The sequence below is a fragment of the uncultured Shewanella sp. genome (assembly GCF_947501225.1).
Taxonomy (GTDB): Bacteria; Pseudomonadota; Gammaproteobacteria; order Enterobacterales; family Shewanellaceae; genus Shewanella.
In genome coordinates this window covers 27,283-42,921 of sequence record NZ_CANMUW010000014.1, presented here as the reverse complement: position 1 = coordinate 42,921, position 15,639 = coordinate 27,283, and the positions used below count along the sequence as shown (strand labels likewise).

Annotated in this window: 15 protein-coding genes and 1 pseudogene; 10 read left to right on the top strand and 6 right to left on the bottom strand. The window is 49.3% G+C overall.

Going from position 1 to position 15,639, the window contains the following annotated elements:
* Positions 1-86 precede the first annotated feature (86 nt).
* The 5 genes from folB (at position 87) to Q1B47_RS17205 (ending at position 3,918) form a co-directional block, all read left to right on the top strand.
* Positions 87-440 (top strand): dihydroneopterin aldolase, encoded by a 354-nt coding sequence (gene folB, locus Q1B47_RS17225; RefSeq protein WP_299796299.1) that lies wholly within the window; start codon positions 87-89, stop codon positions 438-440.
* A complete protein-coding gene (gene folK, locus Q1B47_RS17220) occupies positions 441-938 on the top strand; it encodes a 2-amino-4-hydroxy-6-hydroxymethyldihydropteridine diphosphokinase (protein WP_299796296.1) in 498 nt (165 codons plus the stop codon).
* 74 nt (positions 939-1,012) lie between these two features.
* Positions 1,013-1,813, top strand: coding sequence for an undecaprenyl-diphosphate phosphatase (locus tag Q1B47_RS17215; protein WP_299796293.1), 801 nt, complete (start codon positions 1,013-1,015; stop codon positions 1,811-1,813).
* Between the two features lie 51 nt (positions 1,814-1,864).
* Positions 1,865-2,761: a methyltransferase domain-containing protein gene (locus tag Q1B47_RS17210; RefSeq protein ID WP_299796290.1), complete on the top strand. Its 897-nt coding sequence runs from the start codon at positions 1,865-1,867 to the stop codon at positions 2,759-2,761.
* A 158-nt stretch (positions 2,762-2,919) separates the two neighbouring features.
* Complete coding sequence (locus Q1B47_RS17205; protein WP_299796287.1) at positions 2,920-3,918, top strand: L,D-transpeptidase family protein; 999 nt, start codon at positions 2,920-2,922, stop codon at positions 3,916-3,918.
* 206 nt (positions 3,919-4,124) lie between these two features.
* On the opposite strand, the gene Q1B47_RS17200 is transcribed toward Q1B47_RS17205, so the two are convergent.
* The gene (locus Q1B47_RS17200) at positions 4,125-4,391 is read right to left on the bottom strand and encodes an Lpp/OprI family alanine-zipper lipoprotein (protein WP_299796284.1); all 267 of its coding nucleotides are present in this window, start codon (positions 4,389-4,391) and stop codon (positions 4,125-4,127) included.
* 198 nt (positions 4,392-4,589) lie between these two features.
* On the bottom strand, positions 4,590-5,822 hold the full coding sequence (locus tag Q1B47_RS17195) for a multifunctional CCA addition/repair protein (protein WP_299796281.1): 1,233 nt from the start codon (positions 5,820-5,822) through the stop codon (positions 4,590-4,592).
* 222 nt (positions 5,823-6,044) lie between these two features.
* Here Q1B47_RS17195 and Q1B47_RS17190 point away from each other — a divergent pair, with 222 nt between their 5' ends.
* Together Q1B47_RS17190 and Q1B47_RS17185 are read left to right on the top strand one after the other, a co-directional pair.
* Positions 6,045-7,655: an ExeA family protein gene (locus Q1B47_RS17190; RefSeq protein WP_299796278.1), complete on the top strand. Its 1,611-nt coding sequence runs from the start codon at positions 6,045-6,047 to the stop codon at positions 7,653-7,655.
* A complete protein-coding gene (locus tag Q1B47_RS17185; RefSeq protein WP_299796275.1) occupies positions 7,655-8,659 on the top strand; it encodes a general secretion pathway protein GspB in 1,005 nt (334 codons plus the stop codon). The genes Q1B47_RS17190 and Q1B47_RS17185 overlap by 1 nt, the downstream gene beginning before the upstream one ends.
* Positions 8,660-8,780: 121 nt before the next feature.
* Here Q1B47_RS17185 and nhaD read toward each other — a convergent pair whose 3' ends face one another.
* The 3 genes and pseudogenes from nhaD to Q1B47_RS17170 all read right to left on the bottom strand — a co-directional run.
* Entirely contained in the window at positions 8,781-10,028 is a 1,248-nt protein-coding gene (nhaD, locus tag Q1B47_RS17180; protein ID WP_299796272.1) for a sodium:proton antiporter NhaD, read from the bottom strand.
* A gap of 274 nt (positions 10,029-10,302) precedes the next feature.
* A complete protein-coding gene (hemL, locus tag Q1B47_RS17175; protein ID WP_299796269.1) occupies positions 10,303-11,589 on the bottom strand; it encodes a glutamate-1-semialdehyde 2,1-aminomutase in 1,287 nt (428 codons plus the stop codon).
* A gap of 27 nt (positions 11,590-11,616) precedes the next feature.
* A pseudogene (locus tag Q1B47_RS17170) lies at positions 11,617-12,165 on the bottom strand (aspartate carbamoyltransferase); the annotation flags it as partial.
* Positions 12,166-12,355: 190 nt separating this feature from the next.
* Here Q1B47_RS17170 and Q1B47_RS17165 point away from each other — a divergent pair.
* From Q1B47_RS17165 to aspA, 3 genes are all read left to right on the top strand, one after another.
* Positions 12,356-12,541 carry a hypothetical protein gene (locus tag Q1B47_RS17165; protein WP_299796268.1) on the top strand — a complete coding sequence of 62 codons (186 nt, stop codon included), beginning with the start codon at positions 12,356-12,358 and terminating at the stop codon, positions 12,539-12,541.
* Positions 12,542-12,638: 97 nt separating this feature from the next.
* Entirely contained in the window at positions 12,639-13,145 is a 507-nt protein-coding gene (locus Q1B47_RS17160; RefSeq protein WP_299796265.1) for a hypothetical protein, read from the top strand.
* Positions 13,146-13,384: 239 nt separating this feature from the next.
* Positions 13,385-14,842, top strand: coding sequence for an aspartate ammonia-lyase (gene aspA / locus Q1B47_RS17155; protein ID WP_299796262.1), 1,458 nt, complete (start codon positions 13,385-13,387; stop codon positions 14,840-14,842).
* A gap of 103 nt (positions 14,843-14,945) precedes the next feature.
* On the opposite strand, the gene Q1B47_RS17150 is transcribed toward aspA, so the two are convergent.
* Positions 14,946-15,506, bottom strand: coding sequence for an NAD(P)H-dependent oxidoreductase (locus tag Q1B47_RS17150; RefSeq protein ID WP_299796259.1), 561 nt, complete (start codon positions 15,504-15,506; stop codon positions 14,946-14,948).
* Positions 15,507-15,639: the final 133 nt, after the last annotated feature.

Here is a 15,639-nt window from a genome sequence, read left to right as displayed (position 1 = left end):
CCTCAGTGGTAAATGACCAAATATTTATGACCTCATTGAAAATGATTATCAAGAGGTCATAGGCGGCGTTCACATTCGGAGAAGTCATGGACAAGGTTTTAATACGACAGTTAAAGGTTGAAACTGTTATCGGAGTTTATGAGTGGGAAAAGAAGATTAATCAGAGTCTGGTTATCGATCTGGATATGGCCTGGGATAATACGCCCGCCGCAGCGACTGATGATTATCGACACGCACTTTGCTACGAGACCGTTTCCAACAGGCTCACCGCTCTTATTACCGAAAAGCCAATTGAGTTGATTGAGACGGTAGCGCAGATGATAGCCGACTGTTTAATGACCGAATTTAATGTGCCTTGGGTAAAGGTGACGGTAATGAAGCCCGGAGCCGTACCGAGCGCAGCTGCTGTGGGTGTGGAGATAGAGCGGGGTCAATGTTAAATGACCGCGCGAGTCTTTATCAGCTTAGGCAGTAACATTGAGCCGGAGCGTTACCTTAAGGCTGCCTTAAGTGAGCTCAGCTACCATTTTGGTGAACTGACACTCTCATCTGTTTATGACAGTGAAGCGGTCGGCTTCGATGGCAGTAATTTCCTTAATATGGTTGTTGCGGTCGATACGAGTTTGAGCATTGCTGAGGTGGTTGCGTTATTTAAACGAATCGAGAGAGCTAATGGCCGTCAGGTTGGGGCAAAGAAGTTTGCACCTAGAACGTTAGATCTTGACCTGCTGCTTTATGATGACGTCGTGACTCAGGTGCCGGTGGAGCTTCCAAGGGCCGAAATTACAAAGAATGCCTTTGTTCTCTGGCCTATGGCCGAGATTGCGCCTGATCTGGTGCATCCGCTATCAGAGCGGAGTTATCAATCCCTTTGGGATGATTATGATAAGAGTTCGCAGCAACTTTGCCCGGTTCCCTTTACCTGGGCGCCGTCCTAAGTTTTGTTTCTATTTCGGATCTGGTTTTGTTTTCAGCTCTGTTTTTATATTTAGCAATTTTTTAAAGGATAACTATGGATACCTTTCAGGTCATAGTCTTGGCCCTTATTCAGGGGTTGACCGAGTTTCTGCCTATCTCCAGCTCTGCACACCTAATCTTACCGTCGCAACTGCTTGGCTGGGAAGATCAGGGACTCTCATTCGATGTCGCCGTTAACACAGGTTCACTGCTTGCCGTTGTGATCTATTTCAGGCTCGAGCTTTGGTCTATGTTCAAAGCGTGGACCGACAGTATTATCACTCGAAAACAGACCGATGAGAGTAAACTTTCCTGGTGGATTATCCTTGCAACCATTCCGGCCGTTATTGTCGGATTCACCGCGAAAGAGTTTATTGAAACTTACCTGAGAAATACCGCAGTCATTGCAACAACCACTATCGTGTTTGGTTTGCTTCTATGGTGGGCGGACAGGATGTTCAGGCCGGGATTTACCGAATTTCAGGTTGGTTGGAAAAAGGCGTTGGTCATTGGTCTGGCTCAGGCTATGGCATTGATTCCGGGAACCTCGCGTTCGGGGGCGACAATTACCGCCGCATTGATGCTGGGACTCAGTCGTGAGGCCGCCGCGCGATTTTCATTTTTGATGTCTGTCCCGGTCAGTTTAGGTGCGGCCATATTGGTGACTAAAGATCTGTTATCCAGTGGCTTGGCGATAGATTATGAAGCTTTGTCTCTGGGCATAATCGTCTCCTTCGCTGCGGCCTATACTTGTATTCATCTGTTTTTAAAACTTATCGCCCGCATTGGGATGACGCCATTTGTCGTCTACCGTTTGGTGTTAGGCGCAATACTTTGTGCATTTATGTTTGCCTAAGCAGATTATTATGTGAAGAGCAGTGTGCTCATCGCCGTTGAAAGAGAAATTATGAAAAGTATCTATCTGTGCCCCGTGTGCGATCAACCTCTGTTAATTCATGAGGCATCCGGTGGGCTGCATTGCTGTAAGAAACACCACTTTGATAAAAATGCCAATGGTTACTGGACCTTTAGTCAGGCTAAGAAGCCGCAGACCGATTCCAGACAGGTAATGCGCGCCAAGCGTTTCCTGTTAGAGTCGGGGATCTTTATGCCGGTTATCGAAAAGCTTGAGGCGATGCTGATCGCGGCAGAGTTGAGTGACGGAGAGATTCACTACCTCGACTACGATTGTGGCGAGGGCTATTACCTGCGTGAACTCAGAGCTAAGCTTGCGCAGAGTCACTATGGTAGGAATATAGCCAAGAGACTCTGCGCTTATGGGATCACCGAGGCCGAGAATGCACTCTTCTCTGCCGCTAAGATTCAGTCAGAGGCTAAGGCCGCAGTTGATTCAGGTGAAACTGATATCGGGTGTGACAAGAAACAAGATACGACCTTTATTGTCAGCACGTTAAAGAAGCTGCCTCTGGCCGATGACAGCCTTGATCTGGTGACTCTGATTGATAAGCAGCTCAAAGGTAAGGAGCTGCTTAGGGTATTAAAGCCGGGAGGAGTGCTGATACAGGTATCACCGGCTCCTCGTCACCTGTGGCAGCTCAGAGAGTTTATCTACCCAGATATGCAGGAGAAATCGCTTAATATTCCTCAATCTAAAGCGTTGGAGTTGCTTCAGACCGAGCGGGTCAGTTTTAAGCTGGCACTTAATGGTGAGCAGGCCATTGCCTTGCTGGAGATGACACCCTACGCCTGGAGAGCCAACGATAAGGTGCGTAAGCAGATTGCGGCCGCATCGTTTGAGGCGCTGGAGATCGATTTTGTTATCACAGTGTCGAAGAAGCGATAGCGTGTGGCCTATTTTCTCCTAGGCATTAGCGGACACTCAGGTTAATCTTTAGGCTCAGGTTGTGATACCGCTTTTCACTCGGCACTGTATGTAACAGATGCGTGAGTCGCAGCCAAAACTGGTAAATAATTTAAACAGAACAGGAAGTAGAAATACCGATGATGCGAGTAATTGTGTGGTTCATCTTAAGCTTAGCTCCTGCAGTAGCCATGGCTAATGTGTATCAGTTGCCGGAGAAGGGAGGCCGGCTTATCGGTGAGGTACAGGAGCATGTGGTAAAGAAGGGAGACTACTTCCAGACCATAGCTAAGGAGTACAACATAGGGATTCTGGAGCTGATGGAGACGAATCCTGGGGTAGACCCGTTTCTTCCTACAGTCGGGACTAAACTTGTTATTCCCACTCAGATGCTGCTTCCCGATGTTCCCAGAGAGGGCATAGTGATCAACTTGCCTGAGCTGCGCCTCTATTACTTCCCGACAAATGGTAAAGAGGTGCATGTCTTTCCCGTGGGTATTGGACGTGTCGGCCGCGAAACCCCTGAGATGGTGACCAAGATTAAGTCGAGGATCCCTAATCCCAGCTGGACGCCACCTGCGAGCATTCGCCGTGATCACTTGAGAGAGCGTGGCGAGGTGTTGCCGCCTGTCGTCCCAGCCGGCCCCGATAATCCATTGGGTAAGTACGCTATGCAGCTATCTTACGGAGACGGCAGTTATCTGATCCATGGTACCAATAAAGATTTTGGTGTCGGCATGCGTGTCAGCTCCGGCTGTGTTCGCTTGAACCCTGACGATATAGAGTGGTTGTTCCATCAGGCTAAGTATGGAGACTCGGTGAGAGTGATCAATGAAACCGTTAAGATCTCCTCGGAGCCCGACGGAAGCCAGATCATCGAAGTACACTCGGCGCTGTCTAAGTCTGAATCCGATAAGCATCGTGAGAAGGTCGTATCGATGAAGGCGGGAGTTGTGAAGTTTATCAGCCAGGAGGGGATAGATAGCTTCAAGGCTAATGATGCCCTGCTGGCCCAAAACGGATTACCGGTAAATATTCGCCAGACAGATGAACCGCAGGATGTTAAATCAATATCGGGCATTGAGTCGACGGCGAGCAGCGAGCCTACAGACGAGAGTGAGCCTTCGGCCAGCTTATAGCTTTTGCCGGTGGTTCAGAAAGAGATTTAAAAGAGCGTCCCTGGTGGGCGCTTTTTTATGGGCGAGCTTCGGCCAAAGCCTGAAATCCAGCGGTTACAAGTAATGAGTGCAGAGAGGCGTGATTTGGTATTGAGAGTGAGGTAAAGAGTGATATAAAAAAGAGGAGGAGATATCGGCAACACTAATGCATTGCCGATACAGACAAATTACTTCTTGTAAGAAGAAGCAACGTTGTCAAGACGATCGTTTGCGCGCTTAGCTTCTGCTTGTGCGTCCATAGCAGCTGCTTTTGCATCTTTAACGTCTGCAGATAGAGCACCTTGCTCTGACTTCAGAGCGCTAACTTCAGATGATAGTTGGTCAACTTTGTTGCCAAGGTTAGCTACGCTTTCTTCAAGAGCAGTAGTGTTTGCACAGCCACCTAGAAGGGCAGTCATTGCTACACCAGCAATCATCAGTACTTTTTTGTTCATTGGGAAATCCCTTTATATTAGGTTGGATTGGAATGGAGCAGTAGTAATATACGACTGCAACTTGTTAATTATGTCATAGCTATTTTAATTTGCTATGATTTTTCACCCTTAGGTTTGAATACATTAACGAATATCGGCTTAAATGCAAGTTGAAGGACTGTTTTTTAAACATCGTCCCGATTTTTGACTATATAAGCCCTATATTTTATTAATGCTTTGTTTAATTTCTGCGACACTTTCAATACGTTTTTGTTGCAGTTGAGCTTTAATCTCAGCCCCTTTAAAGCCCGCCTCAATGATGGGCTTCACCGCAACCTTGTTCGCAGCCTCAAAACACTGTCTGAAATAGTCTGCTTGCGGATAGACCCACTCCTCTTGCCCCAACCTCCCCTTGGCGTCGGCTTCACAGGCGAGCGCTATCTGCTCGAGTCGTTCGGGTTTACGCCACAGGTCTGCCTTATCGAATATCTTCACTAAGGTATCGGGCCTGAGTTCTTCAATCTGGTGGATATTCTGATGAAGATCGCACACCAGCAGGGCCAGATCTCTATAGTCATTGGGTACCCGTACTCTGTTACACAGCGCCTTTATGAGGGCTAATCCTTTCTGGCCATGACCGTGGTGTTTAGGCAGGTGCTCTTTCGGGCTTAAGGCTTTGCCCAGATCGTGAACCAGAGCGGCAAATCTTACCGCGTTATCATCACTCAGCTTCGCGGCCTGCTCTAATACCATGAGGGTGTGTATGCCGGTGTCTATCTCGGGGTGCCATTTTACCGGTTGCGGCACACCAAATAGTGCATGGATCTCGGGAAAGAGTATGGCCAGTGCTCCGCATTGGTTGAGTACATGGATAAACAGATGAGGGCTCTCGGTTGCCAAGGCCTTATCCAGCTCGAGGAAAACCCGTTCGGCAGTCAAGGCCTCGAGTTCACCGCTGTGGCTGATCTGTTTCATCAGCGCCAGTGTTTCCTCTGCAATTGTGAAGCCCTGTCGGTGAAAACGAGCGGCAAAGCGCGCCACTCTGAGCACTCTTAAGGGATCTTCGACAAAGGCATCGGAAACATGCCTTAAGACTCGGTTATTGATGTCATCTATGCCACCGTAAGGATCGTATAGCTGCCCCTGTTCATCCTGAGCGATGGCGTTTATGGTCAGGTCGCGTCTCAGGAGGTCCTCTTCGAGGGTGACATCGGGGCTGGCATGACAGCTGAAGCCTCCATAACCTACACCGGTTTTTCGCTCCGTACGGGCCAGGGCATACTCTTGCTGCGTCTTTGGGTGCAGGAAAACGGGGAAGTCTTTGCCGACCTGACGATATCCCAATTCGAGCATCTGCTCCGGGGTTGCACCGACGACCATATGATCGCGATCTTTGACTGTAAGGTTAAGCAGGTTATCGCGAACGGCGCCGCCGACGAGGTAGAATTTCACTGGTAATTCGCTTTTGTTGCACAGGTGAGATTAACCTATGATTATCACGCATTGTCTATCGAGCCGCAACAAAACACGATTGAGTCACGTTCATTTGTAAAATATGCGTCTATTGACCTCATTTTCTCCCGCATTTTTTGACATGATGAGCCGTTAGCTTTAGTTTTAACTGTTTTTTAATCTTTACTATTAGCCGGACCGGTAATAAGGATAGATAGCTGCATGTACAAGGCGTTTTTTGGATTAAGCGATAACCCTTTCTCTATCGCACCCAACCCCCATTACCTCTTCCTCAGCGACAGGCACCGCGAGGCGCTGGCTCATTTGACATACGGGCTGGGAGAAACCGGCGGATTTGTACTCCTGACCGGCGAGGTGGGCACAGGGAAAACCACTGTGTCGCGCTGTCTGCTGAACCAGTTACCGGAAAATACCGATACGGCATTTATTCTTAACCCCTCTCTTACCGAGCTTGAACTACTGGCTACTTTGTGCGACGAACTCGCTATCGAGTACGAGAAAGAACCCAGTCTGAAACGGCTGACGGATCTGCTGAGCAATTTCCTGCTGGCCAACCATGAGAAGGGGCGCAATACCGTTCTTATTATCGATGAGGCTCAGCATCTTCGTGCCGAAGTGCTTGAGCAGCTGCGTCTGTTGACTAACCTGGAGACAGATACGAAAAAATTGCTTCAGGTTATCCTTATCGGTCAGCCCGAACTGCAGCAGCTGTTAAGGCGACAGGAGCTGCGTCAGCTGGCACAGAGGATCACCGCCCGATATCACCTGCTTCCCCTGACACCTGAAGAGGTGGGGCTGTATGTGCAGCACAGGTTACAGGTGGCGGGCCGTCATGAGCCGCTGTTTAACACCCGAGCGATCAAGGCCCTGCATAAATATAGCGGTGGCATTCCCAGGCTGATCAACCTGCTGTGTGAACGGGCGCTGATGGCCGGCTACGCTCAGTCTAAAGTCCCAATCGACCATAAGATGGTAAACAGCGCAGCATCTGAAGTGTTGGGCGAAGATATTAAAGAGACCAACTACCTGCTGCCATTGGCGGGTATCACAGCGCTAGGATTAACTTGCGTGTTGGGTTACCTGATTTTTAACCAGATGAACTCTGTGTCACAGGACGGAGTAGAGCATCAAGCCGTGCCGGTGGCGGCTCAAGCTGAGCGCCGTGAAAGTGCGCCCCCTGCAAAGCTTAACTCCGGTCAACGAGTGCTCAACGCCGCAATAGAGAGCAGTCGCAGCATAGACAGCGCCTATGCCAGCATTCTCGGCCTATGGGGGAAGGTGCCCTATATTGGTCTTACGGCGTGTCAGTCGGCCCAGCAACAGGGCTTGTCATGTTTTCAGCAACAGGGAAACTGGAATTCCCTTGTACGGTTAAACTTTCCGGCGGTTGTCTACCTTGTAGATGATCAGCAGCGTTCCTTCTATGGCACAGTAGTATCTAGGCAGGGAGACCAACTGTTATTGCAACTCAATGAGCAACAACTTTGGGTCGAGCGAGATTGGTTTACCCGTCACTTCAGTGGTACCTTCGAGCTCCTCTGGCAGGCGCCTGCAGAGCAACCCGGAGAGATCGGCAGGGGTTCTAACCCTGCACAGATACAGTGGCTGGAGAATACCTTAGCGCATATCGATAACACGGTTCCAAGATTGGTCAACCGCTTCGATAGCCAGCTGGAAGAGCAACTTAAGCGCTTCCAACGTGAGCACGGCCTCAGGGCCGATGCGATTGCAGGCAGTCAAACTTTGGTGCAACTGAACCTCTACCTGAGTGCTCAGGGCCCGAGGCTGGTAGAAAGTAAGGGGCAGTACTGATGTCCATATTGCTCGAAGCCGTCACGCGCTCGAAACAGCAGGAGCTGGAGTCAGATCTCGATCCTGTGTTAACCCCCCGGGCCCAGTATGATGACTTTACCAAACCCAAAAAGAACATATTGATGTTATCTCTTATCATCATAATATTGAGCCTGTTGATCGTCATCGTCTGGCTGGCCAGAGATCACTTCACATCAGGTAATGTTCATACTACTCAAGTGTCGGTTGATGCCTTAACTGTTAAGACCCGTAACTCAGAACCCTTAAGTGGTGTAGCTCATGACCTTAACTCACACAGGGGAGAGCAACGTGGCTCCGCTTCGGGCGGTGGTGAGCAAGTTAAACTGGCCGGAAAAGTTGCTCTGCCTCTGGCTGTGGCGCTTCCGGTCAAGCCTGTCGATATCGAAAATTCATATTCTCAGGCTGAAGCTGTGCCGCAGAATAGGGCTAGGGTCGTCGAAGTGGCAAAACAGCCTACAGAGGTCTCGCCAGCTATGGATGAGGAGCCGATTATATTAGGCGCGAACAGTAATCAGAGAGGCCGGGAGGTGCTGGAGTCGCTTAAGTCTCAGGTTGATGCAGCTGCTTCAGAGCTGGGCATGGACAACAGTTCCACCGAACCTGTGGCTCCCGGGCAGAAGAATGAGTACCAGAGTAAGAACAAGCTGCTGGCGGCATTTGAAGCGGCGCTAAAAGAGGTTGAGGTAGAAAAGTCTGTAGCCAGCTCCGTGACGGAGCCCAAACTCGACCCTATCCCGGTACCAAAGCAGGATAACTTGCCTAAATATGGTCAACTGCCGGCAGGGCTGCAGCTACAGGTACCAGAGTTTAATATTCACGCTCATGTGTATGCGAGCGATCCGGGTAATCGTTGGCTCAATGTTGATGGAGCCGAGTTACAGCAAGGCGATATGATTAGTGGCAAATTGGAGATTATTGAGATACGCCCCAGAGATGTCGTGCTGGCGATTGAGGGAACTCAGTTTAAGGTACCGGCGATATAGCGGCGGTTATGAGGTGCGAGGCTCTTGTTACAAGTTATCGTACCTCACACCTCACACCTCACACCTCACACCTCACACCTCACACCCACACTTGGGATCTCACCACTGGAGTCTCATACCTCTAGCCATAAAATTGATATGCCAGCAGCAAGGTTAAGCCATAACCTAAGCTGTAACACAACAAGAGTGCCGGGACATATTTCAGGTAGCTGACGAACGTCAACTCTTTAACCTTACTCATGGCGATTATCCCCGCCGCCGAGCCAATCACCAGCAGAGAACCACCGACACCCACCGAGTAGGTCAGCCCCAGCCACTGAGGGGGATTGAGAATCGGCTCGGCCTTCAGCAGCGCCGCGGTCAGTGGCACATTATCCAGCAGTGCCGAGCCTATACCGGTCACAAAGTTTGAGATATCAGGGTCAAACTGAGTGTAGACCTGAGTAAGAAGATCCAGGGTGCCTATCTCTTTCAGCATACCGACCAGCAGGAGTATGCCGAGGAAGAAGAGCAGGGTGTCGTACTCTACCTGGCGTATATATTCGAGGATCTGCAGTTCCTCCTTGTTGCTTCGGGAGTTGTGACCGACCAGGAACATCACGGAGAGGCCGGTAAGAAACGTTAATACCGGTGGCACGTTAAACAGTACGTTCAATGCCATTGTCGCAACGATTGTAGAGAAAAAGATCGCCGCAATGACCAGATCGACCCTGCGATAGTCTCTGCTTATTGGTGTCGTGCTGACATGGCCTTCGGCCTTCAATGAAAATAGCAGGGCGAGTAACATCACACTGACGGCTGCGGGGATAAATAGCAACAGCAGCTCAGAGATCTGAAGATGTCCACCGAGGAAGATCATTAAGGTGGTGACATCTCCGGTGATTAATGCCACTCCGCCTGAGTTAACCGCAAAGATGATAAGAACCGCCATACGGCGGCGCATCTGAGAGTCGAGTTTGAATGTCGTTAACAGTCCCAGTGATACCAGAGTTGCGGTGACGTTGTCACAAATGGCAGACAGGAGCAGTGCGAATAGGGCCACCTGCAACATCAGCATCCGTACTGAAACTTTTTGAGGGAACAGCTTCTGTACTAAGATCTGGATCATCCCTTTGGCATTCAGATAGGCAACGAAGGTCATTGTCGACATCAGAAACAACCAGAGTGTGGCTATCTCCAGCAGGTTTTCGTTGAGTTCGGCTTCTACGATCTTCTCATGGGCCGGCGAGCCGGCACTCATAAACAGGACAACCCAGGAGACACAACCAAAAAATAGTGTGGTCTTGGCCTTATTCAGGTGGGTGACCTCCTCGAATATGATACTTAACAGGGCCAGAACGGCGAGAGAGAGCAGAAATAGGTAGAGCATAGATCAGTTCCTACAGCAGATTAATCGTTTACCCCACGAGGCAAACTGTGACTAAAATTAAGGTTTGATTAAGCTTGGTGTGATATCGGTGCGGATTAGGCCATAGGAGCATAGATAAAACAAGTGTTAACTACATCTTATTTTAAATAAAAAGTGTGAACTCGGTCTTTGTTGAGGCGGTGAGCTCAAATGTCAGAAAGCGGCGGCAATAAAAAAGGACGCCTATGGCGTCCTTTTGGTTTCAGCTAGCTGGATGTTAGTCAGCTATTAATACTTATTTAGCCATCTTAGCGAATACTCGCTCAGCTGCTGCTAGTGTTGCTTCAAGCTCTTTCTCACCATGTGCAAGTGAGAGGAAGCCTGCTTCATAGGCGCTCGGCGCAAGGTATACACCTTCATCTAACATGCCGTGGTAGAATTCAGGGAACTTGTCAGCATCACATTTAGTGACCTGTTCGAATGTCGTGACCTTCTCCTCTTCGGTGAAGAAGAATCCGAACATGCCGCCAACATAGTTGATAGACATTGGGATGCCATGCTTATTGGCCGCAGCCTTGAAGCCTTCGGCAATGCGCTTAGTCTTAGCCGCTAACTCTTCATAGACGCCATCTTCACAAAGTGCGTCCATCTGAGCCAGACCAGCAGACATGGCGATAGGGTTACCCGACAGTGTACCTGCCTGATAAACCGGACCTGTTGGTGCAATAAACTGCATCACATCTTTACGACCACCAAACGCGCCAACCGGCATACCGCCACCGATTACTTTACCCAGTGTCGTCAGATCAGGGGTGATGCCATAGTGACCTTGAGCGCCGCTCTTAGATACGCGGAAACCTGTCATCACCTCATCGATGATTAGCAGTGCACCGTACTGATCACAGATGGCGCGCAGGCCTTCAAGGAAGCCCTCAACCGGTGGAATACAGTTCATGTTGCCGGCAACGGGCTCAAGGATGATACATGAGATCTCTTCCGGGTACTGCTCGAACAGAGCCTTGACAGACTCCAGGTTGTTGTAAGTCGCTGTCAGCGTGTGCTTGGCAAAGTCTTCAGGGATACCCGGAGAGCTTGGCTGACCAAGTGTCAGCGCTCCGGAACCTGCTTTAACTAAAAGACAGTCGGCGTGACCGTGGTAGCAACCTTCAAACTTTAGGATCTTGTCACGGCTGGTGAAACCACGCGCCAGACGTATCGCACTCATGGTCGCTTCGGTACCAGAGCTCACCATACGGACCTGTTCCATTGAAGGTACCATCTCGATGACCTTCTCAGCCATAGTCACTTCAAGTTCTGTCGGAGCACCGAATGAGAGGCCGTTCTCGACCGCAGCCAATACAGCTTCACGAATTTTAGGGTGGTTATGGCCTAAGATCATAGGGCCCCAAGAGCCAACATAGTCGATGTATGCTTTACCGTCGGCGTCATAGATATATGCACCATCGGCTTTTTCGATGAAACGTGGTGAGCCACCTACACCGTTGAATGCACGTACTGGTGAGTTAACACCACCTGGGATGGTTTTTTTAGCCTGTTCAAATAGGGTGTCGGAACGGGTCATTATTAATCCTTAAAGTCAGTCGCCAAATTAAAAGTCGGCTTTTCGTGAATACCAATTAACCGGACACTCATACTGCTGGAGTTGCGCATCAACGCCGAGTGTCAGTGCAAACAGCGCCATGCGGAGTCAGTAGTCCGTTATCTGCCTGTCTAAAGATGGCCAATTTGGGATGACGATTAGGGTCATTGTCCATTTCGTTGGCCTGCTTGCGCGAGTCTCTAGCTGGCGGATGCATGATCACAGTGTTTGACTTGCAATGCTGTGTATAAATATTGCGATTAAGACGGAACTTACCGCGATACTTGTTCGATTTTTCTTGTGAAGGAAATCGCCCTTCCTGAATGCGAGTCAGGTAGAGTATATCAGTCTGATCTAAATTGTCTTCAAGTTGGTCTGTTATTGTGATCTTTTGCCCAGCATTTTCAATGTTATCGATCACATAGTCAGGCATTGATAACTCTTTAGGCTAAACGGGAGTATAACTCACGTCTTTATACATACATAGCAAACGAGAGAGGGATGAAGTGTGTGCCTGAACTTAAGGTCTCTTGTCGTGCCAGTAATGGCTGAATAAATGACAGAACGGTAAATGTAAGCGATGCCGAGCTTTTTGATTAACTATCCCTGCGAGTTAGTGACTCTAGGTGATATTTGCTCTATGTTGGTTGCTGTCTATGAGTGATGGTGACTCGATGTGAGAGGTGCTTTACCGGCTGAGGGAGAGAGCTGCGCTATGTATATTAAGTTTGATGTTTTCGGGAGAGCTATGTCCGTTCTGCGTCAGGATGAGCAGTGGCTGTTGTTTACAGATTCGGGAACGGGGATGCGAACCCGGGTATTTGATGTTGTGATCCCTCCTCACCTGAAAGAGGATGAGTTAGCTACATATTTAGACGATATCTTTCACGAAAACGCCAGTGAAAACCACCCCCATGTCGTTCATGTGAGTTAAACTGTACCTGAAGTTTTAGCTTCGCATTCAGTCTGCTAACTAACTCGGGTATAGATGCGATACGACATGCTTGGGTTGCAAGTTAAAGGAGTGTCTTGTGCAATTTTTCTATATATTAATCCCTCTGGCTCTGGTGCTGATAATCTACCTGGAGCGGAAATATATCAAAGAGCAGGATGAGAGGTACTTAGGGTTTCACCTGGTGACTATGTCTATCTTCGCCTCTGGGATCACCTGGTTTGCTTCGGTTGTCGCTCTGGTATTGCTGGCGCAAACTTTTGTCGATCCTCCCAATAGTATCTTAGGCCATCTGGCATTCGCGGCCTTCTTTGTCCTGTGTGTCATAATTGCGGTACAAAACCGCACATATCGGCTCTATTTTGATGAGCGTCAGATAGTATGTACACGGATCATGGGGGAACCTGTGACATCGTCACTTGCTGCGCTGAAACGGGTCGAGCTGAAGTCATATTCAGATTCAAGCTCTGAGACCTACATTCTTACCTTTACCGAAGGCAAGCCCCTTAAGATCCCGATAGGTATGATGGAGGGAGAGGGCATAGATAAGCTGAAGTCAATGCTGGGTAGGTATACTTATTCGTAGATAGATGGTGCCTGTTTCATCTTGCTGTTTGTTGATAAAAGATGGGGGGCCTCTTTGTGGCCTTGCCACTCTCTGACTGGCTAAAACTCGTAAAAGTGAAATGCCGGATCCGGCATAGAAATTATTATTCTGAAAAAGGCGGTAAATTGCCTCTTCCCCCCTTGAAGTGCCTGCTATGACTCATGTATAAACGGTACCTTCAGACCTTCTTATCGCAATTAAAAAAGTAGAACTAATCAATGACGGTAATGTATCCAGATCTCACCGAAAATACCCGCTGTGAAACCGACCTTTTGGGAAGCAAGTCAATTCCCGGAGAGGCATATTACGGGATCCATACCCTGAGGGCGATGGAAAACTTCGAGATAAGCAGCGAAAAAATTGGTGATTGTGTCGAGTTTGTTCGCGGCATGGTGAAGACAAAAAAAGCGGCGGCGATGGCCAATGGCCAGCTAGGCACCATCTCTCAAGATATTGCCTCAGCCATCATCCGGGCCTGCGACACCCTGTTAGCCAGTGACCGCTTCTATGATCAGTTTCCCATCGATGCGTTTCAGGGGGGGGCCGGCACATCGGTGAATATGAACACCAACGAAGTGATAGCCAATATTGCTCTGGAGCAGATGGGGCATGTGAAGGGGCAGTACCAGCATATTAATCCTAACGATCATGTGAATAAGAGCCAGAGCACAAACGATGCCTACCCTACGGGTTTTCGTGTTGCCCTGTTTGAGCGCACTAATACTGTGCTGTCGGCGCTTACTCTGCTTATCGACTCTTTTCTGGCTAAGTCTGAAGAGTTCAGTGATGTACTTAAGATGGGGCGGACGCAGTTACAGGACGCTGTCCCTATGACGCTGGGTCAGGAGTTTCGTGCCTTCGGTATCACCCTACGGGAAGAGATTAAGAGCATCAGGCGTTGTCAGGAGCTGCTTTTGGAGATAAACCTGGGGGCCACGGCGATTGGTACAGGCTTGAATACACCCGATGGATACTCTGAACTGGCCATTGCTAAGCTTGCCGAGATCACGGGGCACCCGTTTACTCCGGCAGAAGATCTGGTTGAAGCCACATCTGACTGTGGTGCCTATGTGATGCTATCGAGTGCGCTGAAGCGTTTCGCTGTAAAGTTATCTAAGATCTGTAACGATCTGCGTCTGCTCTCATCCGGGCCACGCAGCGGCTTGAATGAGATTAACCTGCCTGAGATGCAGGCCGGTTCATCTATCATGCCTGCCAAGGTGAACCCGGTTATCCCCGAGGTGGTGAATCAGGTCGCCTTCAAGGTGTGCGGTAACGATCTCACAATCACCATGGCGGCAGAGGCGGGGCAACTGCAGTTGAATGTGATGGAGCCGGTTATCGGTCAATCCCTGTTTGAGTCATTGTCTCTGCTGGAAAATGCCTGTGTTACGCTGAAAACTAAGTGTATCGAGGGGATCACCGCCAATCGTCAGGTGTGTGAGGATTTTGTGCTTAACTCCATCGGTATCATCACCTACCTGAATCCGTTTATCGGACACCATGAGGGAGATATCATAGGTAAGATCTGTGCCGAAACCGGTAAGAGTGTTCGTGAGGTCGTCTTGGAGCGTGGCCTGTTATCAGCTGAGCAACTCGATGAGATCTTCTCTATAGAGAACCTGATGAACCCTCAGTACAAGGCGCAACGTTTCGCTCAGGTCACATCCGGTTAATCTGGGCCGTTTACCATTGACGTCGCGGGTGACGCCCGCGACGCTTAAATCCGCTCGATTCTTTTGCCTCTCCAGTTGCTGCCGGCTGGCAAATTAGCTGAAATCAGCCATTGAGTGTGTTCGATATCGCGGCCTTGACTCTATCGGCGTGTTCGATGACGAGTCGGTTCACGGTATCGACATTTCCCCCCTCGTTGACGTCAGAGTTCATATTAAAGGTAACAATATTGTCGACCAGATCCACCTGCGCCGCCTTGAGTGGGTGAAGGGCCGATTCCAGGTATTTATCCAGAGGCATAAAGTTAAAATCGCCCTCGTTGTAGGATTCGGCCGTTGCCCCGGCGGTGATAGAGAGGATAACCTTCTTGCCTTTTAACTTATCGCCCTCGGGCCCGAAGGCGAAGTTATAGGTGAATACATCATCGAACCATTTCTTCATTATGGCCGGGTAGGTTGACCAGTAGAGCGGAAATTGAAAAATGATAAGGTCGGCGCTCTGCAGTGCGCTCTGCTCAGTGGGGATATCTATCTTGTAATCCGGGTATAGCTCATCGAGGCAACGGACATGAATCTTATCTAGTGTACTGAGTATATTGATTATTTTTGAGTTCGCCATCGACTCTTTAAGGTTTGGATGGCCTGAAATTACGACTATTTTACTCATGTATACTCTCTGTATTGAACGTTTGCTGGCATAGCTGAGATGATAACCGAAAATCTCCGGCTTACGAGCCCGGTAAGTTGCGATCGCTCACACTCTTTGAAATCGGCCTGACATCAGGCAGAAATGCCTTTAG

Bases quoted from the DNA above. Each gene is read 5' to 3' on its own strand.
- folB (WP_299796299.1), top strand. From the start codon at position 87: ATGGACAAGGTTTTAATACGACAGTTAAAGGTTGAAACTGTTATCGGA.
- folK (WP_299796296.1), top strand. From the start codon at position 441: ATGACCGCGCGAGTCTTTATCAGCTTAGGCAGTAACATTGAGCCGGAG.
- Q1B47_RS17215 (WP_299796293.1), top strand. From the start codon at position 1,013: ATGGATACCTTTCAGGTCATAGTCTTGGCCCTTATTCAGGGGTTGACC.
- Q1B47_RS17210 (WP_299796290.1), top strand. From the start codon at position 1,865: ATGAAAAGTATCTATCTGTGCCCCGTGTGCGATCAACCTCTGTTAATT.
- Q1B47_RS17205 (WP_299796287.1), top strand. From the start codon at position 2,920: ATGATGCGAGTAATTGTGTGGTTCATCTTAAGCTTAGCTCCTGCAGTA.
- Q1B47_RS17200 (WP_299796284.1), bottom strand. From the start codon at position 4,391: ATGAACAAAAAAGTACTGATGATTGCTGGTGTAGCAATGACTGCCCTT.
- Q1B47_RS17190 (WP_299796278.1), top strand. From the start codon at position 6,045: ATGTACAAGGCGTTTTTTGGATTAAGCGATAACCCTTTCTCTATCGCA.
- Q1B47_RS17185 (WP_299796275.1), top strand. From the start codon at position 7,655: ATGTCCATATTGCTCGAAGCCGTCACGCGCTCGAAACAGCAGGAGCTG.
- nhaD (WP_299796272.1), bottom strand. From the start codon at position 10,028: ATGCTCTACCTATTTCTGCTCTCTCTCGCCGTTCTGGCCCTGTTAAGT.
- hemL (WP_299796269.1), bottom strand. From the start codon at position 11,589: ATGACCCGTTCCGACACCCTATTTGAACAGGCTAAAAAAACCATCCCA.
- Q1B47_RS17165 (WP_299796268.1), top strand. From the start codon at position 12,356: ATGTCCGTTCTGCGTCAGGATGAGCAGTGGCTGTTGTTTACAGATTCG.
- aspA (WP_299796262.1), top strand. From the start codon at position 13,385: ATGACGGTAATGTATCCAGATCTCACCGAAAATACCCGCTGTGAAACC.
- Q1B47_RS17150 (WP_299796259.1), bottom strand. From the start codon at position 15,506: ATGAGTAAAATAGTCGTAATTTCAGGCCATCCAAACCTTAAAGAGTCG.